At 63.7% G+C, this 23,770-nt stretch carries 18 protein-coding genes; 12 read left to right on the top strand and 6 right to left on the bottom strand.

Annotated features, from left to right (window positions below; genetic code table 11):
- Positions 1 to 70: 70 nt before the first annotated feature.
- The 3 genes from GGQ99_RS08460 to GGQ99_RS08470 are packed head-to-tail and all read right to left on the bottom strand — an operon-like array spanning position 71 to position 5,276.
- A complete protein-coding gene (locus tag GGQ99_RS08460; protein WP_183261992.1) occupies positions 71 to 1,969 on the bottom strand; it encodes a hypothetical protein in 1,899 nt (632 codons plus the stop codon).
- Entirely contained in the window at positions 1,966 to 4,434 is a 2,469-nt protein-coding gene (locus GGQ99_RS08465; protein WP_183261994.1) for a phosphotransferase, read from the bottom strand. Before GGQ99_RS08465 ends, GGQ99_RS08460 begins: the two co-directional genes overlap by 4 nt.
- Positions 4,431 to 5,276, bottom strand: coding sequence for a glycoside hydrolase family 16 protein (locus tag GGQ99_RS08470; protein ID WP_183261996.1), 846 nt, complete (start codon positions 5,274 to 5,276; stop codon positions 4,431 to 4,433). Before GGQ99_RS08470 ends, GGQ99_RS08465 begins: the two co-directional genes overlap by 4 nt.
- A 508-nt stretch (positions 5,277 to 5,784) precedes the next feature.
- On the opposite strand from GGQ99_RS08470, the gene GGQ99_RS08475 reads away from it, so the two are divergent.
- Positions 5,785 to 6,867: a GNAT family N-acetyltransferase gene (locus tag GGQ99_RS08475; RefSeq protein ID WP_183261998.1), complete on the top strand. Its 1,083-nt coding sequence runs from the start codon at positions 5,785 to 5,787 to the stop codon at positions 6,865 to 6,867.
- A gap of 9 nt (positions 6,868 to 6,876) precedes the next feature.
- Here the strand turns inward: GGQ99_RS08475 and GGQ99_RS08480 are convergent, their stop codons facing one another.
- Positions 6,877 to 7,911 carry a BamA/TamA family outer membrane protein gene (locus GGQ99_RS08480; RefSeq protein WP_183262001.1) on the bottom strand — a complete coding sequence of 345 codons (1,035 nt, stop codon included), beginning with the start codon at positions 7,909 to 7,911 and terminating at the stop codon, positions 6,877 to 6,879.
- 272 nt (positions 7,912 to 8,183) lie between these two features.
- Here GGQ99_RS08480 and GGQ99_RS08485 point away from each other — a divergent pair, with 272 nt between their 5' ends.
- Complete coding sequence (locus tag GGQ99_RS08485) at positions 8,184 to 10,808, top strand: DNA translocase FtsK (RefSeq protein ID WP_183262003.1); 2,625 nt, start codon at positions 8,184 to 8,186, stop codon at positions 10,806 to 10,808.
- 102 nt (positions 10,809 to 10,910) lie between these two features.
- On the opposite strand, the gene GGQ99_RS08490 is transcribed toward GGQ99_RS08485, so the two are convergent.
- Positions 10,911 to 12,128: an ROK family protein gene (locus GGQ99_RS08490; protein ID WP_183262006.1), complete on the bottom strand. Its 1,218-nt coding sequence runs from the start codon at positions 12,126 to 12,128 to the stop codon at positions 10,911 to 10,913.
- A 240-nt stretch (positions 12,129 to 12,368) separates the two neighbouring features.
- Between GGQ99_RS08490 and GGQ99_RS08495 the strand changes: the two genes are divergently transcribed.
- The 7 genes from GGQ99_RS08495 to GGQ99_RS08525 all read left to right on the top strand — a co-directional run bounded on the left by GGQ99_RS08495 (position 12,369) and on the right by GGQ99_RS08525 (position 20,058).
- Positions 12,369 to 13,607 carry an extracellular solute-binding protein gene (locus tag GGQ99_RS08495; RefSeq protein WP_183262010.1) on the top strand — a complete coding sequence of 413 codons (1,239 nt, stop codon included), beginning with the start codon at positions 12,369 to 12,371 and terminating at the stop codon, positions 13,605 to 13,607.
- Positions 13,608 to 13,678: 71 nt separating this feature from the next.
- Complete coding sequence (locus tag GGQ99_RS08500) at positions 13,679 to 14,563, top strand: carbohydrate ABC transporter permease (RefSeq protein WP_183262012.1); 885 nt, start codon at positions 13,679 to 13,681, stop codon at positions 14,561 to 14,563.
- Entirely contained in the window at positions 14,563 to 15,408 is an 846-nt protein-coding gene (locus tag GGQ99_RS08505; protein ID WP_108608572.1) for a carbohydrate ABC transporter permease, read from the top strand. Before GGQ99_RS08500 ends, GGQ99_RS08505 begins: the two co-directional genes overlap by 1 nt.
- Positions 15,405 to 16,427: an SIS domain-containing protein gene (locus tag GGQ99_RS08510; protein ID WP_108608573.1), complete on the top strand. Its 1,023-nt coding sequence runs from the start codon at positions 15,405 to 15,407 to the stop codon at positions 16,425 to 16,427. Before GGQ99_RS08505 ends, GGQ99_RS08510 begins: the two co-directional genes overlap by 4 nt.
- Positions 16,428 to 17,357, top strand: coding sequence for a carbohydrate kinase family protein (locus GGQ99_RS08515; RefSeq protein WP_183262014.1), 930 nt, complete (start codon positions 16,428 to 16,430; stop codon positions 17,355 to 17,357).
- Positions 17,354 to 18,439 carry an ABC transporter ATP-binding protein gene (locus GGQ99_RS08520; RefSeq protein ID WP_183262016.1) on the top strand — a complete coding sequence of 362 codons (1,086 nt, stop codon included), beginning with the start codon at positions 17,354 to 17,356 and terminating at the stop codon, positions 18,437 to 18,439. Before GGQ99_RS08515 ends, GGQ99_RS08520 begins: the two co-directional genes overlap by 4 nt.
- A gap of 326 nt (positions 18,440 to 18,765) precedes the next feature.
- Positions 18,766 to 20,058 carry an NCS2 family permease gene (locus GGQ99_RS08525; protein WP_108608576.1) on the top strand — a complete coding sequence of 431 codons (1,293 nt, stop codon included), beginning with the start codon at positions 18,766 to 18,768 and terminating at the stop codon, positions 20,056 to 20,058.
- Between the two features lie 81 nt (positions 20,059 to 20,139).
- Here GGQ99_RS08525 and GGQ99_RS08530 read toward each other — a convergent pair whose 3' ends face one another.
- Entirely contained in the window at positions 20,140 to 20,661 is a 522-nt protein-coding gene (locus GGQ99_RS08530; protein WP_108608577.1) for a c-type cytochrome, read from the bottom strand.
- Between the two features lie 131 nt (positions 20,662 to 20,792).
- Here GGQ99_RS08530 and GGQ99_RS08535 point away from each other — a divergent pair, with 131 nt between their 5' ends.
- The 3 genes from GGQ99_RS08535 to GGQ99_RS08545 are packed head-to-tail and all read left to right on the top strand — an operon-like array spanning position 20,793 to position 23,763.
- Positions 20,793 to 21,116, top strand: coding sequence for a hypothetical protein (locus GGQ99_RS08535; RefSeq protein ID WP_183262018.1), 324 nt, complete (start codon positions 20,793 to 20,795; stop codon positions 21,114 to 21,116).
- On the top strand, positions 21,113 to 22,642 hold the full coding sequence (glpD, locus tag GGQ99_RS08540) for a glycerol-3-phosphate dehydrogenase (protein ID WP_425486782.1): 1,530 nt from the start codon (positions 21,113 to 21,115) through the stop codon (positions 22,640 to 22,642). The genes GGQ99_RS08535 and glpD overlap by 4 nt, the downstream gene beginning before the upstream one ends.
- Before the next feature lie 38 nt (positions 22,643 to 22,680).
- Complete coding sequence (locus tag GGQ99_RS08545) at positions 22,681 to 23,763, top strand: ABC transporter ATP-binding protein (protein ID WP_183262022.1); 1,083 nt, start codon at positions 22,681 to 22,683, stop codon at positions 23,761 to 23,763.
- The last annotated feature ends 7 nt before the right edge of the window (positions 23,764 to 23,770 follow it).

The raw sequence follows: 23,770 nt of genomic DNA on the forward strand, positions 1-23,770 counted from the left end.
CCTGCAGTGTCAGCCGCGCCTGTCCGCGCAGGCTGGCTTTCCAAGGTACGGCACCAAAGGCGGCACGGTCCTACTTGACCCATTCGCCCATCCTTATGCCTGCATCATCCGGAACGAAGACACTGGCGTCTGCTGTCGCCCTCACCAACCGGAACCGCGCCGAGGCCCGCAATGCTGTTTCGATGGCGTCAAGCGAGCCTTTCGGCATGACCCCGAGGTCGTCGATGTAGGCCTTCTGGCTTCGGGTGATGATGACGAAAGCCGTGCCCGGCGGCCGGCCGCGCAGCCAACCCGACAGCTCCGCCGCGGGGTCGGCGAGTACCGCGGCGATGGACTGCTTGCTCTCGGTCGAGATCGGCACATAGGTGAAATTCTCGTAATTCATGAACTGCTGGGGGTAGTTAGGCGCGCCCTCGACCAGGATAGAACCGGCCGGCGCATTGGCATAAAGCCATTGCGATGCCTCAACCTCGGCCTGGGTGAAGCTGTACTGCCTGTCCTTGCCGTTGTTGGCGAGGACGAAGGCCACCGACAGAACTGCGCCCAGCGTTCCCAGGGCATAGCGCGCGATCGCATCACGCTGCGTACCCGACCAAGGGAAAAACAAGGCCGCAGCGAAAAATGCGAGGAAAGGCAGGGCAAACAGGTAGACGCGGAAGGCGATCTCGCCGCCGTAAGACGTCGCGACCAAGAGGAAAGCAGGGGCAAGCGTCAGCACGACCGCCGGCCCGTCGCGGAAGCCCGCCACGAGCCGCCGCAAGCCGCCCATCATCGCGGCCAGCGCGATGATGCCCGTCAGCGCGCGCGACGCCCATGACACCACCACCTGTCCAGGGCTTACGATGGAGGTGTCGACCAGACGTTCGCCAATCTCGGTCGATGTATCGCCGAAGCGCTGGACCAGTTCCGGCAAGATCGTCGCCATGTAGCCGTCGGCGTAGAACAGCAGCCAGGCGGCCTCGACCAGAACGGCAAGAACCAGATAGCCCAAACTGAGCTGTCCCAGGAACCACAGGCCGCCTAGCGCCACCATGACCACCATCGGCGTCAGAGGGTGGGTCGCCACGATGGCGGCGATCAGCACCATGGCCAGCACCGAGGCCAGCACGCGCACATGCGGCGCGACGCCAAGCGTCATCAAGGGCTGGCCGCGCGAAACCAGGGTGAAATAGCGACCAGCGAGCCCGGCGAGACCACGCCCGTCAGGATCGCCCCAGCTATGCTCGATGCGAAGCGGGCCGACACACAGCGCGATGAGCATCAAGTAGAAAAGGAAGGCGACGCCCTGCGGCGAGTAGTAGTCCTGGCCGATCCAGTTTCCGACCGCGAAGAGCCAGACAGCACCCCAGACAAGCCTGGGGTCGGCCGTGAAGCGGCGATAGATGAGCGGCAACACGAGGATGTAGAGGAGATTGAGCACCGGCGGCGAAAACCGCGCTATGTTGGCGAGCTGGATCGGCTTGATGTCGAACAGGTTGGCGATTGCGGCGCTGACGACGAACAGCCCAGGCCAGTTGCTGTAGGCTGCCAGGAAGGGGGCCGTCGGATCGATCTGGCCATGCCGCTGCACGTAGTCGACGACCCCGACATGCTTCCAGGCCCAGGCATAACGCAAGGTATCGTAGACGATCGCGGGCGTGCCATGCAGCAGCAAGACCAGCATGGCGATGTGCAGCAGCGGAATGCGGGTCTCGCATACGCCACGCCTCAGACTGAGCGCGAAGCCGACGCCAACCGCAGCGTATGCCTCCCAGATGGTGGGGGGCATAACCGAAAACAGGCCATAGTCGTCCACACCTGCGGGGTCGGTGAGATACAGGCTGAACACCCAAAGCGCGAACGCCAGCCCGAGGCAACCTAGGGATAGAACGGCCGAGCGGCCCAAAGTCCGGTCGTCCCTTGCGGCAAGCGGCTGGCCGATTGCCGGCCTGGCAAGCGCGAGACGAGACTCGGTGACGATCACATTCATATCGAGCCTCCATTGGAGGATACGACACGCAGCACGCGATCGACATTGGAAGCCATCCAGAGCCGGCCGATGCCCTCCGGATCGGGGTGCCGCATCCGCTCGCTGACCTGGTGGAGCCACACCAGAGAGACCATTGCCCGGGTCGCACCGGCGTCGTCGCTCCAATGGGGGGCGTCGCCAGGGCCGGCGGCAAGCCAGGTCCGTTCATCCGCATGCCATTCCGACACCCACAGGAGATCTGAGACGACAGCGCCGAGTGGCTCCGCCGAAGCGGTCATGCGCATGGCGATTGCCAGCCCACACGCATCGAAGCCGTCCGGAGCATTGGATCGGGCATTGCCCCACTCCAGGATGCTCGCGAGGGAGACGATATCGCCGCCAGCCCTGGCAAAGCGGAGGTTGCGCAATTGCAGATCGCCGTGGCACCAGCCGAGACGCTCGTCTCGGCCCAACCAGTACCTGCGTTGCTCCGCCACGAACATGTCGAGCGCCTGCTTTCGCCTGGCGGACGACATCATCGAGCCCGGCAGATGCAGCAACTGTGCTGCGGGGCGCTCAACCCATTCCCGGAACCAGACCTCGTCAATGCTGCGTTGCGACGCCGTCCGACCATGCACGAGCGCTGCGGCGCGGCCAGCAGCCACCAGCCCGGATTGCAGTTGTGCCGGATTTCGCAGCAAGCCGCGCCCATCCTCGCCTTCAACCACTGTCTCAATGCAGTCGACAGCGCCTTCTGTCCGCCTGACCGCCAGCCGGGAGGGCAGTACCGTCGAGAGCCCTTCAAGCCGCGGGTCAGCCTGCAGCAGGTCGAGATTGTCGATCATCCGCTCGAGATAGGCAGCGGCAATGGGATCGTGTCCGCTGCGAAGAATGGCCTTGGTCTCTGTCTCGTGCACGACCGCTCCATCGGCCGCGTGATCGCCGAGGTAGATGACGCTCGTCCCTTCAGGCCCTGGCTCTGCAGCGAGAGCCCGCCAGTTCGACGCATCAGGCCTGGCGGTGAACGCCAGTATTGGACGAAGGTCCGCTTCGACGGGAAGCGCCGGTCCGGGGCGGCACCCGAAGGGCAGGAATTGCGACGACAGCCTCTTCAGCGATGCCGCCACTGCCATGCCCCAGTCGTGCACGCTGTGGCGGCGATTGGTGACAAGGGCGAGCACGCCAATGCCGCATGTGACCACAAGCATGGCCAGCAGCCACGCATGGGCCATACCGATCGGCCCCTGGAGGGGGACGAGGACGGCACCGGCGCCCAGCGCCAGCACCATCAACGAAACCTCGACGGCAGCCACCGACCGCATCCACCCCTTGGTGCGGGCGATCGAGAGGTAGATCGACAGTACGGCGGAGATGACGCTGGTGATCGTGAAGACACGCAGAATGGACGCACCTTCGGCGGCATAGGCAGCGCCGAACACCGACATGACCGGGTGCGCGAATACCAGCATCAATACCACGAGGCCGAGTAGCGGCAGCACCGACATGACGGCGGCATCCGCGGCGAGCGAGCGCAGCCGGCCGCTGTCGCTGGCCCCTTCGGCGAGCAGCGAAAGCCCCATCGAACTGCCAACGTAATAGAGGGACGTGAAGATCGTCCACGCGACGAAGAAGCTGGCGCTCTCGGCAGCACCGACAAAGTTGAGCACGATCAGGGGTGTCGCAGTCCAGGCCACCATCATCGACACGGAGCCGATATAGTCCCAGCCGAAGAAGCGGGCCATGGCGCGGCGGTCGAGCAGGTGCAGATCCCCTGGTCCGGCCTTTGGCAAAAGACGTCTGAAGATCAGCAGATTGACGGCCAGGACAAAGACCACGACCGGTACCGTCCAGGACAGCGCTATCGCCTCCCAACCCAGGCCGACGAGCGCGAGCGGCACCAGCATCGCGATCTTGACGACCTGATAGATCGTCTTGGAGACGGGAACCCATATCGACTGCCGCAGGCCCGACAGCGCGCTGTCCTGCAGCGCAAAGACCGACCATATGGCGACCGTCACCACGAACCATGCAATGACGCCGGCGCTGTCTGTCAGCACTCCAAGCTTCGGCATGAAGGCGCCGACGACCAAAAGGAAGCCTGCCGCCACGACCACCGAGGCAACCACCGATGTCGCATAGGCAAACAGGACCAGCCTTCCGGCACGCCCCCCTATCGTCGGAACGAAGCGGACGAGCAGGTTGCCGAAATTGAGCTGCGCGGCATTGGAGAGGTTGACGATGGTCGCCGTGATCGCACCACCGAGACCAATCGCCTCCTGCGAGCAATAGCGGGCCGCCAAAAACCAGAATGCCAAGCCCAGCACGGCGCTCAGCCCGCTGTTGGCGATGAGCGCGTAGCCGTTGCGCAGCAGCGACGACGCCATCAATCCCGACGGCACAAGCGATTTCCAGCCCCGCCGGCGCCTGCCGCTGACCGGCATGTGTGCCGGTCCGGGATGCCGCAGGCTGGGCGGGTGGGCGGTCATTCGCCCACCCGCCGCCAGACACGGACATAGTCGATCAGGAAATCGGCGGGGAACTCCGTCCTGGCATCGGGCGAGCCTGGCCAATTCCCGCCCACCGCCAGGTTGATGAGCAGGTACATCGGCTCCTGGGAAATGCCCTCCGGATTGGTGTAGCGCCACATCTCCTTGCCATCGAGATACCAAATGACGGCGTCCTTCCGCCACTCCAGGCCATAGACGTGCCAGTTGTCGGCAAGGTCGACCGTCCTGGCATTCTTGCCGGCGCTCTTCCAGTTCTTCTGCTTATCGAGGTAGTGCAGGTGCATCTCATAAGTGCTGGTCGCGTGGCCGAGCACTTCGAGAATGTCGATCTCAGGACGCGGTTCCTGCGTCGACGGCAGCAGCCAGATGGCCGGCCACAGGCCCTTGCCGCGCGGTACCTTGGCCCGGATTTCGAAGTAGCCGTATTTCGTGGCAAAACGGTCGGGCCGCGCCCGCTCGAGATAATCTCGTCCCGTCGTCACCATGCCAGAAGTGTAGTTGAAGGTTCGGCCCTCATGGCCGGCGACCTTCTCAGGCCGTGCCGTCAGGCGCAGGTGGCCGTTGGCAACACTGACGTTGTCGGGCATGTACCACTGCAGTTCCTTGTTGGCGAGGTTGGTGCAGCCGCCCTTGTCCCACCAATAGCAGCGGGTCCACTTGCTGCGGTCCAGCCTTGGCCGGTTGAACTCCTCGGTGAAGATTCGTTCCCATTGCCCCTTGATGAGCGGCGGCTCGAGCTCTTGAGCGAAAGCACCCGCCTGCGTGAACCACCCGACGCACGCCAGCCCTACCAGCGCCGCACCCCAAGATCCCATACCCATGCAACAACCCAATAGGTCCGATTACATTGGCCCGCCGTAGAACATACCAGACTGCGGTTACCTGCGTGGTTCCGCAAGATGGATCGCGCGCATTTGCCAACGGTGACAGGCAGTTCGACGCTTACGATCTGTTAACTAGGACCGACCGGGGTACGGTTCGTCAAGCAATTTCGCCTCCCGCGCTAAATGACACCGGCGTTCCGGCGCACATGCCAAGGTCACCGAAACCGAAAACGATCACGTCATTTTGAGCAACCGAACTATCTCTGTGCTCTCACAATAGATCGAATGATTTACTTACACGCTGAATTTACAGACTATAATCCATATCGTGGCGATCCAATAATAAGTTACTGATAGAAAATCTCTATCAACTCAGATTGTCGACGCTTCTTGATAAACACGAAACTGTGAAAGTAACTTTCACCCGCGCGATAGTGCAGTTTTGCAGAACCTGTGACATTGGCCGGCAAAACGGGAGGGGTTCACGGACCCGATTGATTTCACGATGACCGAGAACCCGCTCGCCGCGGCAGTCGCGCAATCGCGCGGGTTCGTCGTGCAAAGCCCTGCGCCGCGCGAAGTCTGGCGGCGCCTGATGCTGCTCGATCACGAAGCCCTTCCCTATCAATCGCCGGCCTGGCTCGACAGTCTTTGCGCACTCGGCAAGCACAAGGATGCGAGCCGCGCCTATCGCTTCGACGGCGGCCACCAATACATCCTGCCGATGGTCAGTCGCAGGGGATTGCCGGAACGGCTGTCGGTGGCAGAGTCGATGCCCTATGCCTGGGGCCGCGGCGGGGTCATCTCTTCGGCTCCACCTCGGGTAGAGCACCTGCGCGCCATTTTCGAAGATCTGGCCGGCCTGCCCTATCTCAGGATTGCAGTGCGACCCAACCCGCGCCACGCCCATCTGTGGTCGGCCGCGGCGCCCTCGTCTGTCACCGTCGTACCGGGCCTTGCCCACGTACTCGACCTGAGTGGCGGATTCGAGGAGGTATGGTCGAGGCGCTTCAAGAAGACGACACGTACACGCGTCCGCAAGGCCGAACGCACCAGCATCGTCGTCGAACGCGATACCACCGGAAGACTGGTGCCGGTGTTCCATCAGTTGCTTCGCTCATCCTTCAACCGATGGGCCGACAAGCAGCACGAGCCACGGCTACTCGCAAACCTGCGCGGCGGCCGACGCGACCCGATGATCAAGTTCAGCTCGATTGCTAGGCACTTCGGCGAGGCATGCCACGTCTGGATCGCGTGGGTGGAGGGTAAGCCGGCAGCTGCCGCATTCGTGCTTCAATACGGTAACGTCAACGACGCCCGCGGCGCCATAGACCGACAGGCGCTCGGCACGTCCGGCGCCAACGACCTGATCCAGAAACTGTCGATCGAGGAAGCCTGTCGCAGCGGATGCCGGTATTATCATTTCGGCGAGACCGGCGCTTCCACTTCTCTTGCACACTACAAGCAGCGCTTTGGCGCCACCCCCCACCCGCATGCGGAGTATTTCCTGGAGAAGCTGCCGATCACGGCTGCGGACGGTCACCTGCGAAGGGCGGCGAAATGGACGATCGGCTTCAAGGATACCTGAAGAAACGCATCATCCCGGCACCGCCAGCAACACCAGTCGCTGCGCGCCGAAAAAGAAGGCCGCTGCGAGCAGCACCATGGCTGCAGCCTCGAGCCACCAGGGCCAATGCGTGCGACCGGGCCGCAAGCTCGCGACCGATATCTGGCGAAAGGCCAGCACCGCGATGGCGGATGCCACGGCAAGGACACCATTGGGATAGCCGCCAGCACCATCACCAACTCGCAACTGTTCCTCGCCGATCTCGGCCTTGAGCTGCACTTGGCCGTTGCCGTCAACGCCGTCGGCGCTCAGTACCCTTGCGGTCCTGATCGAGGGATGAGCGATCAGCGCATCGCGAAAACGATCCAGCACCAGCGGATCATAGGCATCGCCGGGCTTGAATGGCTGCAGGCGGATCAAATCCTCTTCCTTGAGGCCAACGAGCCCGCTGTAGGTGACGGTACCAAATGTGGCCACCGCGCCGGGATCGACTGTCATGCGAACCATCGCCAGGTGCCTGCCCGGCATCGACTGCATTTGGCGATCGGCAATGTGGACAAAAGGATACGAAGCGCTGCGCACGCGCCAAAGTACCTCATCCTCCAGGGTCGCCAGGACCTCGCCACTGACCGGCTCGCCGGTGGCGGTGGCCAACTGCCGTGAAAGGTCGTCGCGGACCGCCTGCGAAAGGCCGCCGACACCATCGACCTCGATCATGCCGACACGGTAGAGCGGGCCGGGGTGCGGCTTGAACATGACCTTTGGCGGCGCGTCATCTTGCGAATAGCCGGAGACGTCGATGCGTGCGTCGCGATAGCCTCGGCCCCGCATCAGTTCTTCCAGACGGTGGCGCTCGGCTTCGACAAGCGGCTTCCAGGAGCCCTGCTGATCAGTGCCTGCCCTCGACCGCTCCAGTTCCGGCGCGTTCAGGCTCGCCCGCAAGGCCTTGTCTAGATCGGCATTCGAGGTCGACTCAAGCGCGATTGCCGGAAAGTCGGCAGCAAAACCAATTCCGGCCAGCCACGACAGAATTGCCGCGCAAGCCATCAGGACGATGGCCGGCAATGACCTTGCTCTTGGCATGTCTCTCGCTGTCACACCTCATTCATACACCCCACCTTCCTGGAGTGAAAATAGCCCCGAACAGATTCCATCTCGCAGGGAATGGCGCCATCCTCGAGCCACGCTGCATCCTGCCTCGCAATCGGGCGGCGAAGAGAGCGTCTCCTATCCGCCACACGGACCCCGCTGCGGCAAAAGCAGAGCCCGGCGGGAAGGAACTGTTAACCACTCGCTTCCTATTGCTCGGGGGTACGTTTCATCGGCGAGTCTTGAGTATGGCATACACGCGTTATCCTCGAACCAATCCTTCGAACCCAACCTCGCCCGACAGCTCCGAGCAGCCGGGGGACGCCGCCGGCTATTCCGGTCGCGTCGTCAATCTCTATGGCAACGAGCAGTCCTACATGAAGCCCAGGGGCAACACCCCGGCCGGCAATGCCTCTCCAAAACTCAGCGGAATGGAAGGCCCAGCCTGGCAGGATTATTTCTTCCTGGCACCTAATGTGCGCTTCACCCGTACGCCCGACTACGAGGCGGCGAAACGTTCGCCACGAGATAGCGAGAGCGATGTCGAAGGCACGACGGAGGACAAAAGCTCGGCGCAGCAGGCGGCAGTCGAAGCCGCTGCACCCATGGTCTCCCAGGCATCTTCAGCCAGCCAGTCACAGGTGAACAATCGGATCACCTCGCAGCCAACGTCCGGCAACAAGACACAGCCGTCGCGGGCCATGGCGCCCGGTCCGCTGCAGCGTGTCGTGGAAAAAGCGCAGGTTCTGCAATCGGCGGCTCCGGCTGCGGCCACTACGGGGAGCGCTGCTGCCCAGCAAGCAGTTTCCCGGCATACCGACGCGCCGAACGAGACAGCCAACCGTAAGGAGACCCGCTGGTCGTATCTTTCCGACCATGCCTTCTTCGAGTTCATGGCGCCCTACGTGGTCGAGAGCACGACGGGCGCCGTGCCTTCGCAGCCTGCCCCGGCTCGCGTGGCGCCGGCCGTGACGACCCCGGTTGCACCAGCTCCAATTGCCGTCAGGCGCGTAGACGTCCGCCCGGCGCCCTCGGTCGACGTCACCTCGCTGTTCCGCGTCATCGAGCGCCCGTCAAAGGCGCAGACAGCGGCCGCCCCGACTGCCGCAAGCGAGAAGGCCGCCGTAGCAACCGAGGCCCAGGCCAACGAGACTCCAACGGCCAAGCCGGTGCCGCAGGAACCAGCCATCGCACCACTCGTCGCAGCAAACGATGCGGTTCCGGCGCCGGCGGCCAAAAGCGTGGAAATCACCATGCCGGTTCCAGTGGCGCGACCGGCCTCGCCCCTGCCTCCGATCACTGCCCTCATTCATTCCGGGGCGGGCGAGGCTTACGAGCTTCCCTCCGAGGAGCTGTTGCAGCAGCCGCCAGAGGGCCAGGGCTTCTACATGTCGCAGGAGCGGCTGGAGCAGAATGCCGACCTTCTGGAAAGCGTGCTCGAGGATTTCGGCGTGCGCGGCGAGATCATCCATGTCCGCCCGGGGCCGGTCGTCACCCTCTACGAATTCGAGCCGGCGCCAGGCGTCAAATCCTCCCGCGTCATCGGCCTTGCCGACGACATCGCCCGCTCCATGTCGGCGATCTCGGCGCGCGTCGCCGTCGTGCCCGGCCGCAACGTCATCGGCATCGAGCTGCCCAACGAGACGCGCGAGACCGTCTATTTCCGCGAGTTGATCGAGTCCGGCGATTTCCGCAACACGAGCTGCAAGCTGGCGCTCTGCCTGGGCAAGACGATAGGCGGCGAGCCTGTGATCGCCGAACTCGCCAAGATGCCCCACCTGCTCGTCGCCGGCACCACCGGCTCGGGCAAGTCGGTCGCCATCAACACCATGATCCTGTCGCTGCTCTACCGGCTGAAGCCGGAGGAATGCCGCCTTATCATGGTCGACCCCAAGATGCTGGAGCTATCGGTCTATGACGGTATCCCGCACCTCCTGACCCCCGTCGTCACCGACCCCAAGAAAGCGGTCACCGCATTGAAATGGGCGGTGCGCGAGATGGAGGACCGCTATCGCAAGATGGCGCGGCTCGGCGTGCGCAACATCGACGGCTACAACCAGCGCGCGGCGATCGCCCGCGACAAGGGCGAGACTGTCGTGATGCAGGTGCAGACCGGCTTCGAGAAGGGCACCGGCGCTCCGTTGTTCGAGGAGCAGGAGATCGACCTCGCGCCGATGCCCTACATCGTCGTTATCGTCGACGAGATGGCCGACCTGATGATGGTCGCCGGCAAGGAGATCGAGGGCGCCATCCAGCGCCTCGCCCAGATGGCGCGCGCCGCCGGCATCCACCTGATCATGGCGACCCAGCGCCCATCGGTCGACGTCATCACCGGCACCATCAAGGCCAACTTCCCGACCCGCATCTCATTCCAGGTGACGTCGAAGATCGACAGCCGCACCATCCTTGGCGAACAGGGCGCCGAACAGCTGCTCGGCCAGGGCGACATGCTGCACATGGCCGGCGGCGGCCGTATCGCCCGCGTCCACGGCCCGTTCGTCTCCGACGCCGAGGTCGAGCAGGTCGTAGCCCACCTCAAGTCGCAGGGACGGCCCGAATATCTCGAGACCGTCACGGCGGACGAGGAAGACGAGGTGCCGGAAGCCGACGACAGCCCCGTCTTCGACAAGGGATCGGTCGCTGCCGAAGACGGCGACAATATCTACGACGAGGCGGTCAAGGTGGTGCTGCGCGACAAGAAGTGCTCGACCTCCTACATCCAGCGCCGGCTCGGCATCGGCTACAACCGCGCCGCCTCGCTGGTCGAGCGCATGGAAAAGGAAGGCATCGTCGGCGCGCCCAACCATGTCGGCAAGCGCGAGATCATGCTCGGCAGGCGCGAGCCGGTAAACGCGCCTGACGAGATGGATTGACAGCCGCCGCTAGGCGTGGAGCTTCAGGGCAAGATGCCCAAGGCGGTCCCCGCCATGGGCATTTCTTTTTGATTGGCAAGGCGGGAGTGTGCTCCCGATGATCTACCCTGCGCCGACCCGGTTCTTCAGGATCGCCGAAAAGCGCGGATCGAACGCCCGGCTGATCGGCTCCGAAGCGGCCCCGAGCGCGATCGACCACGGGTCGGTGATGCCTAGCTGCAGGCGCGGCAAGGTTCGATCCGGCCGGGCAGCGATCGACTGCAGCAGTGGATGCATTGCCTGCAAGATGAGGCGGGCCAGCGCCTCGGGCGCGCCACTGGTCAAGATGACCGTCTGCGGATCGAAAAGCGTTTCGATGAGTTGCACGCTCCAGCGCAGGTCCTGGGCGGCGGCATCGACCCAGGCCAGCAGCTCCGGGTCCCCGGCCATGGCCAGGGCGTCGACATGTTCGTAAATGCCGGCATCGGAGGGGTCGAGATCCAGATGCTGATAAAGCGAGGCGAGCGACGCCCGGTGTTCAAGCACCGTGCCGTCGGCGCCACGCGGCGACAGCAGTGCCATGCCGATCTCGCCGGCATTGCCATTGCCGCCGCGGTAGAGTTCGCCATTGAGGATGAGGCCGGCGCCGATACCATAGCCGACATAGAGGCAGACGGCGTGGTCGACGCCATGTGCCGCCCCCACTAGGCGCTCGGCCGTGGCGCAGGCGGCGGCGTCGTTCTGCAGGCCGACTTCCAGCCCCGTGCCGGCGGCAAGCGTCTCGAGTAGCGGAAATTTCTGCCAGGCCGGCATCATCCATTTGTTGTCGCCGAACTCTGCCAGCCCGAACGGGCCCGGCATGGCGACGCCGAGGCCGACCAGGCGCTTTTCCGACTGTGCCGAGATGCGCGAAAGCTCCGTCCGGATGCCTTCGATCAGGCCGAGAATGACCCTGACACCGCCCGCGGGATCGTCGGGTGGCAGGTTCGCCTCTGAACGGACCAGGACGGTGCCGACGAGGTCGACCGCAACCGCGCGGGTCAGGTGGCGGTCGATCTGGAGGCCGATGGCGAAGGCGCCTTCCGGCACCAGCCTGTAAGGCGTCGACGGCTGCCCCCTGCCCTTTCTCACCGCCTCCAGAGGCACCACGAAGCCGTCGCGCTCGAGCTCGTCGATGATGTTGGACACGGCCTGCTTGGTGAGTTGCGTCGCCCGAGCCAGGTCGGCACGCGACAGAGGTCCATTGAGCCGCAACGCGTCGATCATGACGCGGCGGTTGTGCGCGCTCGCGCCTTCCTGATTGGTGCCGCTGGTGGCTCGGATCGGCCTGATATCGTTCACCACTGTTTCCCCTCTTGACTCCAATAGATAATTGCAGAAGTAATAAGTCAAGTCAGTTGACTTAATAAGGAACCGTGAGAGTTCCGGGGAATGAAGACGGCTGGAGCCGTCGTGTTTTTCGACTGTGACACCGCCTGGGAAAGAACGCCGGGACCTTCGTGCGACGCCTTTCCGAAGCGAGATGGCGGCGCGTGGCGCCGGCATCACAGGATTTGCCAACGTCAGATAATGGAGGATGCAATGTTGAAATCGTTTAGCAGGGCGCTGCTGGGTGCCACTCTCATTGGCGCAGCTTTCGTGCCCCAGGCTTTCGCCGAAACGTCGATCAATGCGCTGTTCATGGCGCAGGCCGCCTACAGCGAGGCGGACGTGCGGGCCATGACCGAGGCCTTCACCAAGGCCAATCCCGACATCAAGGTCAACCTCGAATTCGTGCCCTACGAGGGTCTGCACGACAAGACCGTGCTCGCCCAGGGTTCGGGCGGCGGCTACGACGTGGTGCTGTTCGACGTCATCTGGCCGGCCGAATATGCCAGCAACAACGTGCTGGTCGACGTCTCCTCGCGCATTACCGACGACATGAAGAAGGGCGTCCTGCCCGGCGCCTGGACCACCGTCAACTATGACGGCAAGTCCTACGGCATGCCTTGGATTCTCGACACCAAGTATCTGTTCTACAACAAGGAAATCCTTGAGAAGGCCGGCATCAAGAACCCGCCCAAGACCTGGGACGAACTGGCCGAGCAGGCCAAGATCATCAAGGACAAGGGCCTTCTGGCAACACCGATCTCGTGGAGCTGGTCGCAGGCCGAAGCCGCGATCTGCGACTACACCACGCTGGTCAGTGCCTATGGCGGCGAGTTCCTCAAGGACGGCAAGCCGGCGTTCCAGAGCGGCGGCGGGCTCGACGCCCTGAACTACATGGTGACCAGCTACACCTCCGGCTTGACCAACCCGAACTCCAAGGAATTCCTCGAAGAGGACGTGCGCAAGGTCTTCCAGAACGGCGAAGCGGCCTTCGCACTCAACTGGACCTATATGTACAACATGGCCAACGACCCCAAGGACAGCAAGGTCGCGGGCAAGGTCGGTGTCGTTCCCGCCCCCGGCGTCGCCGGCAAGAGCGAGGTTTCAGCCGTCAACGGTTCGATGGGCCTCGGCATCACCTCTGCCAGCAAGAACCCCGACGAGGCATGGAAGTTCATCACCTTCATGACCTCGCAGGCGACGCAGAACCAGTATGCCAAGCTGAGCCTGCCGATCTGGGCTTCGTCCTACGAGGATCCGGCCGTCACCAAGGGACAGGAAGAGCTGATCGCCGCAGCCAAGATCGGCCTGGCCGCGATGTATCCGCGCCCGACGACGCCGAAATACCAGGAATTGTCGACGGCGCTGCAGCAGGCAATCCAGGAATCCCTGCTCGGCCAGGCCAAGCCGGAAGACGCCTTGAAGGGTGCCGCCGAAAACAGCGGCCTCTAGGTTTTACTGCCCCAACTCTCCGGGCGGCTTCGGCCGCCCGGCCCTTTCGGTTCCGGTGAAAGAGTCTCCTCATGTCGGGCTCATGGATGACGACCCGCGCATGGCTGCTGATGCTGCCCTTGCTCGTGGTCATGATATCAGTCATCGGCTGGCCCCTCGTCGACACCGTCCGCCTGTCGTTCACCGATGCCAAGCTCGTCGGCACCCAGGGCAATTTCGTCGGCTTCGACAACTACGCAAAGATGCTGTCAGGCTCGAATTTCCAGCGTACGCTAATAACCACGACGTGGTTCGCGGTCATCTCCGTCGCAGCGGAAATGGTACTGGGCGTCCTTGCCGCCCTCTTGCTGAACCAGCAGTTTCGTGGCCGCGCGCTTTTGCGCGCCCTGATGATCCTGCCCTGGGCACTGCCGACCGTGGTCAACGCCACGCTGTGGCGGCTGATCTACAATCCCGAATATGGCGCCTTGAACGCCGCACTGACGCAGATCGGCCTGCTTGAAGCCTACCGTTCCTGGCTCGGCGAACCCAATACCGCGCTCACAGCCCTGATCGTTGCCGACTGCTGGAAGAATTTCCCGCTCGTCGCACTCATCGCACTGGCTGCCCTGCAGGCCGTACCGCGCGACATCACCGCGGCATCGCTCGTCGATGGCGCCGGACCAATCAACCGCTTCCGCTTCGTCATCCTGCCCTATCTGGCCGGACCGCTGATGGTGGCACTGGTGCTGCGCACGATCGAGGCGTTCAAGGTCTTCGACATCATCTGGGTGATGACCCGCGGCGGGCCTGCCAATTCGACGCGGACGCTGTCGATCCTTGTCTACCAGGAGGCATTCTCGTTCCAGCGCGCCGGTTCCGGCGCATCGCTGGCGCTGATCGTCACCTTGCTGGTCACGGTCCTGGCCGTTGCCTATGCCGCTTTGGTCAGGAAAGTCGCGGGGAGCACCGCCTGATGGAACGCAAGGGCCTCGTTTTCACTGTCTTCATCTACGCGTCGGCACTTCTGCTGGCGGTGTTGATCCTGGCACCCGTGCTGTGGCTGTTCATCATGAGCATCTCGCCTGCCGCGGACCTGTCGGCCAAGCCGCTGCGCTGGTGGCCGCAGGAGGTCGACTTCTCGCGCTACCGGATGCTGCTGTCGACGGTCGAAAACAGCGCGGGGGCTGCCTTTGTCGCCTCGCTCTACAACAGCTTGAGGATCGCCGGCATGGCAACAGTCGCTGCGATCGCGCTGGCCATCCCCGCCGGCTGGGCGGTGTCACGCACGCCGACGGTGGGCTGGTCGCTTTCGATGGTGATCGCCACCTACATGCTGCCGCCGGTGGCGCTGGCCGTGCCGCTGTACATGGGCCTTGCCTGGCTCGGCCTGCTCAACAACATCTTCGGCCTGGCGCTCGTCTACCTGACCATCCTTGCGCCGTTCACGACGTGGCTGATGAAGTCGGGCTTCGATTCCATCCCGAGGGAAATCGAGTCCGCGGCGATGATCGACGGCGCCAGCCTGTTCCAGACACTACGCATCATCACCCTGCCGCTGGCAGCGCCGGTGGTGGCGACGTCAGCGCTGTTTGCGCTGCTGCTTGCGTGGGACGAATTCTTCTATGCACTGTTGTTCACGTCGGACCTGCGCGCCAAGACGCTGACGGTGGCCATTGCCGATCTCGCTGGCGGGCGCGTTTCCGACTACGGACTGATCGCCACCGCGGGCGTTCTCGCCGCACTTCCCCCGGTGCTGATCGGCCTCGTCATGCAACGCGCCCTGATTTCGGGGCTGACCAGCGGCGGCGTGAAAGGATGACCATGACGCAACAAGAGACCAGGCCTGCCGGGCTCGTGGCGATCGACCGCGAAATGGCGCGCCAGTACGGCGATGCACTGGCATCGTTCGCAGAATCCGCGGAAATGGCCGCCAGGGTTGCCGCCTCGCTGGCCAGCACGGGGCAGTTGCTGCTACTCGGCATGGGTGGTTCGCATGCTGTCGGACGCGCGGTCGAGCCGCTCTATCGCGCGCTCGGTATCGATGCCATCGCACTGCCATTATCGGAACAGCTCGGCCAGCCGCTGGCGCTCGATGGCCGCACGGTGCTGATGACCTCGCAATCGGGTGAAAGCGCCGAGGTCTTGCGCTGGTTCGCCGAGGCCGGCGGAAATTCCGAGACATTCGGGCTGACGCTGGAGGCCGGCTCATTCCTGGCTCGCACCGCGCCGTCGCTGGTCGGCATCGGCGGCACCGAGCTCGCCTTTGCGGCAACGCGAAGCCTGACCGTCACCCTGGCCTTGCATCTCGCCATCCTGGCCGCACTTGGCGAACACCCGAGCGGGGCGCTCGTCGCGCTCCAGGCACCCGAAGTCGTCGACATCCGCCCCGCACTCGCCGCATTGGAGAACGTCGCCACCGTCGTCACCTCGGGGCGTCGCCTGCAAGGCGTTGCCGAAGCCCTCGCCCTCGGTCTGACTGAGCTGTCGCGGCGTCCGTGCTTCTCGCTCGAAGGCGGGCAGCTTCGTCATGGACCGATGGAAATGCTCGGCCCCGACATCGGCGTCGTGCTGTTTCGCGGCGACGACCCGACAGCCTCTCTCGTCACGGCAATGGCGTTGTCGGCCATCGAGACAGGAGCACCGGTCGTCATCTTCGATTCGTCCGGCGTGGCACCCGTTGCCGGCGCCGTCACGCTTCGGTTCAAGCGGGCCACCGGCATGGCCGCCATCTTTGCGATGCTGCCGACGGCACAGCGCCTGATGATCGCCTTCGCCGATGCCCGCGTCGACAATGCCGGCACGCCGGTGCGCTCGACCAAGATTACCCGGAGCGAATGAATGCGGCCTCTAGCGGTGATCGGCAACGTCAATGTCGACCTCATTCTCGGACCGACGGCCCCCTGGCCCAAGGCCGGTACTGAGATCATCGTCGACCACGACGAGTTGCGCGTCGGCGGCCAGGCGGGCAACTCTGCCCTTGCCTGGGAGGCGCTCGGCGTCGATTTCGAGATCGCCGCCAATGTCGGCAACGACCAGTTCGGCTTATGGCTGCGCACAGCCTTTGGCCGCCGCGCGGCGAAGTGGGCCATTTCTTCGGAGCGCACGACGCTGTCGGTCGGCATCACCCACCCCGACGGCGAACGCACGTTCTTCACCACGCACGGCCACCTGCCCCGCTTCAGCCTTGCCGACACGCTTTCAGTACTCGACGGCAAACGGCTCGCCGGCGGCTATGCTCTGCTTTGTGGCTCGTTCCTGACCACTGACCTCGCCCGCGAATACGAGGCCTTCTTCGACTGGGCGCATGGCCACGACATCTCGGTCGTTCTCGATACGGGCTGGCCGCCGGACGGCTGGACCGCGGCGAACTGCGCAACGACCCGCGCCTGGCTTTCACGTTGCGATTGCGCGCTCTTGAACGAGGTCGAAACGACGACGCTGGCCGGCCGCGACGATCCCGCCGAGGCGGCACAGGCGATCTGGTCCAGCATGCGCAAGGGCGCCATCGTCGTGGTCAAGTGCGGACCGGATGGCGCCATCGCCATCGATGCCGATGCCAAGCTGGCATCGGCAACCGCCCCGCAAGTGAAGGTCGTCGACACGATCGGCGCCGGCGACGTCTTCAATTCGGCCTTTCTCGCGGCCCTTGCCAAGTACCAGCCCCTCGCCGCGTGCCTGGCTGCGGGAACGCAGGTGGCATCGCGCGCAATCTCCACCCTGCCCCGCAGCTACGGCAGCCTGCCGGATTTCAGGAACGGTATTGCATGAGTGCGCTTGAAATCCAGAACATCCGCAAGAGCTACGGGGCCATCGAAACACTGAAGGGTATCGATATCGCCCTGCAAAGCGGCGAGTTCCTGGTGCTGCTCGGCTCGTCGGGTTGTGGAAAGTCCACCCTGCTCAACATCATCGCCGGGCTGGCCGAGGCGACAAGCGGCGACATCAGGATCGGCGACCGCTCGATCCTCGGCGTCCACCCCAAGGACCGCGACATCGCCATGGTGTTCCAGTCCTACGCCCTCTACCCCAATCTCAGCGTCCGCCGGAACATCGGCTTCGGGCTCGAGATGCGCAAGGTGCCAGTCGCAGAGCGCGACAAGGCCGTGCAGGAAGCGGCCCGGCTGCTGCAGATCGAAGCGCTGCTCGACCGCAAGCCGAACCAGCTCTCCGGCGGCCAGCGCCAGCGCGTTGCCATCGGCCGGGCGCTGGTGCGCAAACCACAGGTGTTCCTGTTCGACGAACCGCTTTCCAACCTCGATGCCAAGCTGCGGCTGGAGATGCGCACCGAACTCAAGCGCCTGCACCAGATGCTGAGGACGACCGTGGTCTATGTCACGCACGACCAGATCGAAGCGATGACGCTGGCCACCCGGATCGCGGTGATGAAGGACGGCCGGATCGAGCAACTGGGAACCCCGGAAGAGATCTACAACCGCCCGGCCACGCTCTATGTCGCGGGCTTTGTCGGCGCGCCGCCGATGAACATCCTTGACGTCACCGTGCGCGGAGGCGCGCTCGAGGTGGCAGGATCTGATGTGGCGATCCCGCTGCCGGCGCGATACGCTGCGATCGGCGATGGGGCCAGGCTTTCGCTTGGCATACGCCCCGAGGCGCTACGGCTCGCAACCGAAAACGTCGCCGGGCTGTCGTTGCCGGCAACGGTCGAAGTCGTCGAACTGACCGGTCCGGAATTGATCACGACAGCGCGGATCGGCGGGCAGAAGCTGATTGCGTGCCTTGCGCCACGCGCGCGGATCAGCGAAGGGGAAAACCACAGATTTGCGTTCGATGAAGAAGCATTGCGTCTTTTCGATCCCAAGACCGGAAAGGCTTGCGAAGTATCGTCGTAAGACAAGTCACTGGGTATAAGTCGGCCGGCAATTCCTCCCCAAAAACGCGAAACTGCTTCTCACAGAATTAGCTGTGTGGCCTCTTGTGCCATCAATGCAACCAGCAGAAGTTAATCCGGTTTGCGCAGACAGCCATGTCTTGCGCTGGATTATGGGCCACAGTCGGCTGGGATGGACACGCTGGAACAGCGTCAAAGCCGACGGCGTGAGGAGCAGCAACGCTCGGCAAGGCCACGGGGTTCTTCGATCCGTTCGGGATCATGGACCATCGACGCCTTGCGCGTGGCGGACGGCTGCTCCCCGCACCGCATGGGAGGAAGCAAAGAGTGCTCGAGAAGTATTTCAACCTGAAGGAACAAGGGACGACGGTTCGCACCGAAGTGATCGCCGGCGTCACGACCTTCCTGACGATGGCCTACATCATCTTCGTCAACCCAGAGATCCTGTCTTCGACGGGCATGGACCGCAACGCCGTGTTCGTGGCGACCTGTCTTGCCGCGGCACTCGGCTCGCTGATCATGGGCCTGGTGGCAAAATGGCCGATCGGCATGGCGCCGGGCATGGGCCTCAACGCCTTCTTCGCCTTCACCGTGGTCGGCGCCATGGGCTTTTCCTGGCAGCAGGCTCTGGGTGCCGTCTTCATTTCGGGCGTCATCTTCCTGTTGCTGACCGTCAGCGGCGTGCGCAGCTGGCTGATCGCCGGCATCCCGCAATCGATGCGCAGCGCGATCGCCGCCGGTATCGGCCTGTTCCTCGGCATCATCGCGCTGAAAAGCTCGGGCATCGTCGTTGCCAGCCCGGCAACCCTGGTGACGCTCGGCGACCTCAGCCAGACCGGAACGCTGCTGGCCATCGCCGGCTTCTTCATCATCGCGGCACTCGACGCGCTCAAGGTGCGCGGCGCGATCCTGATCGGTATCCTGGTGATCACCATCGCCTCCATGGCGCTCGGTGTCAGCCAGTTCAACGGCATCGTCTCGATGCCGCCATCCATCCTGCCGACCTTCCTGCAGCTCGACGTCGTTGGCGCGCTGCATGCAGGCCTGGTGCACGTCATCCTGGTGTTCGTCCTGGTCGAGGTGTTCGATGCAACCGGCACGCTGATCGGCGTCGCCAAGCGCGCCGGCCTGATCGAGCCGGGCAAGCCGAACCGCCTCGGACGCGCGCTTCTGGCCGACAGCACGGCAATCGTTGCCGGCTCGCTGCTCGGCACCAGCAGCACCACCGCCTATGTCGAAAGCGCCTCGGGCGTGCAGGCCGGCGGCCGCACCGGCCTCACCGCACTGGTCATAGCCGTGCTGTTCCTCGCAGCGCTTTTCTTCTCGCCGCTGGCCAGCTCGGTGCCGGCTTATGCGACGGCCCCTGCCCTGCTCTACGTCGCCTGCCTGATGATGCGCGAACTCGTTGAGGTCGAATGGGCCGACATCACCGAGGCAGCGCCTGCAGCGCTGACCGCGCTGATGATGCCGCTCACCTATTCGATCGCCAACGGCCTGGCCTTCGGCTTCGTCAGCTACGCAGCACTCAAGCTCCTGACCGGACGGCCCGGCGAGGTGCACATGGCAACGTGGCTGGTGGCAGCGCTGTTCATCATCCGCTTCGCTTTCTTCCCGCACTGAAGCTCCACAACAGCATCGCCGGAGGCTGTGTCAGCAGCCTCCGGCGATTTTCGTTTCAGCCCAGCCGTACGGACGACTGCCTCACTTGGGCGCCGCTGCCGCGGTCTCGCCCGGCGGCAAGATCCGGAACGTGAAGGTCGATACCTTTTCGCCCGGCTTGAACGGCCCCGGCACGGCATTGCTGACCGGCTTCACGCTCTGGAGAAAGGCAGCAATCGCGCCCACATCTTCGGGGGTGAGTTGGGCCAGGGCACGCCACGGCATGATCGGAGCCAATTCCCGCCCGTCCGGCCTTTGGCCGGTCTGGAGCGCGGTGACGATCTGCTCGGTCGTCCAGTTGCCGATGCCCGTCTCCTTGTCTGGCGTGATGTTGCGGCCAACGAAGACACCCAAACCCGGAATCTCAAAACCGACATCCGAGCCGCCGAGAAACTTTGAATCATCGGGTTTGCCCAAGAGATAGCCCGGCGTGTGGCAGTCGGTGCAGCCGCCCATCGTCACGAGATATTCGCCTCGTGCCACCTGCGCCTCGTCGGCAATAGCTGCCGAAGACATGGCAAATGTTGCGGCCCACAATGCAAGTCCAATCGGCGTTCGAAACATCGCTTCACCCCTGACGTTGCCTGTTTCTGCTCCCTCGCATTCCGCCGCCTGTTTCCCCCGCCCTGGCATAGACGCGGGTCACCCAATTCTCGCACCCTTGCGGGACGCTGACCAGCAACGATCACTCCATCGTGGCCGCGATCGGCGATGCAAATCGCGATGGCCGCGGCCTTTCGTTTTTGTACGGCATCGTGGAAAACGAACATCGCAACCGGCAATTGCCATGCAATCCCCACGCCGAATCCGGTTCGCGGGTTCAAGAACAGAAGATTCAACGCATCTCAGGCAAAAATCGTCGCAAATTTGGCGAAATCAGCCATGCTACGTTACGTAAAGTCGAGCGACCCGATCATCGGTATATTTCGTTTGACATTCATTTCCAGTTCGAAATAATCGAAATTGAGCTTCGAAATATCCTGAAATTGCTGCAGTGCGAAAAGGCGACGAAGGCGTGAGCATGCCCGAGATACACGACATCTTCGTCATCGGCGGCGGCATCAACGGCTGCGGGATCGCACGCGACGCAGCTGGCCGCGGCTACTCCGTCTACCTCGCCGAAATGAGTGATCTGGCCAGCGGCACGTCTTCTTATTCGACCAAGCTGATCCATGGCGGCCTGCGTTATCTCGAGCACTACGAGTTCAGGCTGGTTCGCGAAGCGCTGATGGAACGCGAAGTGCTGTGGCGCAATGCGCCGCACATCATCTGGCCGATGCGCTTCGTCCTGCCCTACGCCAAGGGCCTGCGTCCGGCCTGGTTGATCCGGCTCGGGCTGTTTCTCTACGACCATATCGGTGGCCGCAAGCTTCTGCCCGCAACCCGCACGCTCGACATGCGCAGCGACGCCGCCGGCAAGCCGCTCAAGCCGATGTTCTTGCGTGCCTTCGAATATTCGGACGGCTGGGTCAACGACGCCCGTCTTGTGGTGCTCAACGCCCGCGACGCGGCTGACCGCGGGGCCGTCATCCGCACCCGCACCAAGGTGACGAGCGCGCGACGTGACAACGGTCATTGGAACATCCTCGTCGAAGATCTCGGCAGCGGTCAGATCGAAGAGGTCAAGGCGCGGCTGATCGTCAACGCTGCCGGCCCGTGGATCGACCATGTCCTGACCGAGACCGTCGGGCAGAACAACGTCCACAATGTGCGCCTGGTCCAGGGCAGCCACATCGTGGTTGCGAAGAAGTTCGACGACCCGCGCGCCTATTTCTTCCAGAACAAGGACGGGCGGATCATCTTCGCCATTCCCTATGAGGAAGACTTCACTCTCATCGGCACCACCGACCAGGACTATGACGGCGACCCGCGCCAGGCAAAGATCAGCCAGGCCGAGATCGACTACCTCTGCAACGCGGCGAGTGAATACTTCGCTGAACCGGTCAGGCCCGAGCATATCGTCTGGACCTATTCCGGCGTCCGGCCGCTCTACGACGACGGCGCCAGCAAGGCCCAGGAAGCGACGCGCGACTACGTGCTGAAGTCCGATGGTCGCGACGGCCAGGCCCCGATCGTCAACATCTTCGGCGGCAAGATCACAACCTACCGGCGCCTGGCCGAGTCGATGCTGGAAATCATCGAAAAGCACCTGGGCAAGAAGGGCAAATCCTGGACCGCGACGGCTGCCCTGCCAGGTGGCGAGTTCGAGGCGACAGCCTTCGATACGGAAGTGGTGAAGCTCAAGGCCGCCTACCCGTTTCTCGACATGCGTCTGGCACGGCGCCTGACCCGTCTCTACGGCACGCGCGCCAAGGCGTTGCTTGGCCTTGCCAGATCGGAGACGGACCTCGGGCGCAATTTCGGTGCCGATCTTTACGAGGCAGAAGTTCGCTACCTCGCCGACAACGAATGGGCGGTGACGGCAGAGGATGTTCTTTGGCGACGCACCAAGCGCGGTCTCAAGCTTGGCAAGGAGCAGGCCGCGTCGCTTGACGAATTCATGCATGGAATACGCCCGGGCGTGCACAACGCCGCGGCGGAATAGGCGCCACCGCCTGACATCTGCCTCTGGGAGGAGGGGAAATGCTGGAATTACGCAATGTAACCAAGACCGTAGCCGGCGCGGATCATATCCGCGACGTCTCGCTCAAGCTGCAGCACGGCAGCCTGAACGTGCTGCTGGGGCCGACGCTGTCCGGCAAGACCAGCCTGATGCGGCTGATGGCCGGGCTCGACAAGCCGACCTCCGGCTCGGTCTGGTTCGATGGCGTGGATGTCACCGGCGTGCCGGTGCAAAAGCGCAACATCGCCATGGTCTACCAGCAGTTCATCAATTATCCGGCGATGACGGTGTACGAGAACATCGCCTCGCCGCTGCGCGTTGCCGGCGCCGACAAGGCCAGGATCGACCAGGAGGTCAAGCGCGCCGCCGAATTGCTCAAGCTGACGCCCTATCTCGACCGCACCCCGCTCAATCTCTCCGGCGGCCAGCAGCAGCGCACAGCACTTGCCCGCGCCATCGTCAAGAATGCCAGGCTGGTGCTGCTCGACGAGCCGCTGGCCAATCTCGACTACAAGCTGCGCGAGGAACTGCGCGCCGAACTTCCGAAGATCTTCGCCGAGACCGGCGCGATCTTCGTCTATGCGACGACCGAACCGCATGAGGCGCTGCTGCTCGGCGGCAATGTCGCGACGCTGTCGGAAGGCCACATCACGCAGTTCGGTCCGACGATCGAGGTGTTCCGCAAGCCGAACGACCTGGTCACGGCGCGGACCTTTGCCGACCCGCCGCTCAACACGATCGTGCTGAAGAAGAGCGGTCGCAGTTTCCAGCTTGATGGTGGGGTGGACCTCCCGGTGCCGGCAGACCTCGCCGGCATTGCCGACGCCAGCTATACGATCGGCTTCCAACCCCACCATCTTTCTTTCGAAAAGCGCACCGCAGATGCGGTTGGCGTGAAGGCCAAGGTGACGGTGACCGAGATTACCGGCTCTGAAAGCTTCGTTCATCTCAACTACGCAGATGCGCGATGGGTGATGCTCGCCCATGGCATCCGCCAGTTCGAGCCGGACGAGACCATCGAGGTCTTCATCGATCCGCGCCACGTCATGGTGTTCGACGCGAACGGCCGTTCGGCCGCCTCGCCATCGCAACTGGCAGCATAGGAGGGCG

Source organism: Aminobacter niigataensis (assembly GCF_014200015.1).
Taxonomy (GTDB): domain Bacteria; phylum Pseudomonadota; class Alphaproteobacteria; order Rhizobiales; family Rhizobiaceae; genus Aminobacter; species Aminobacter niigataensis.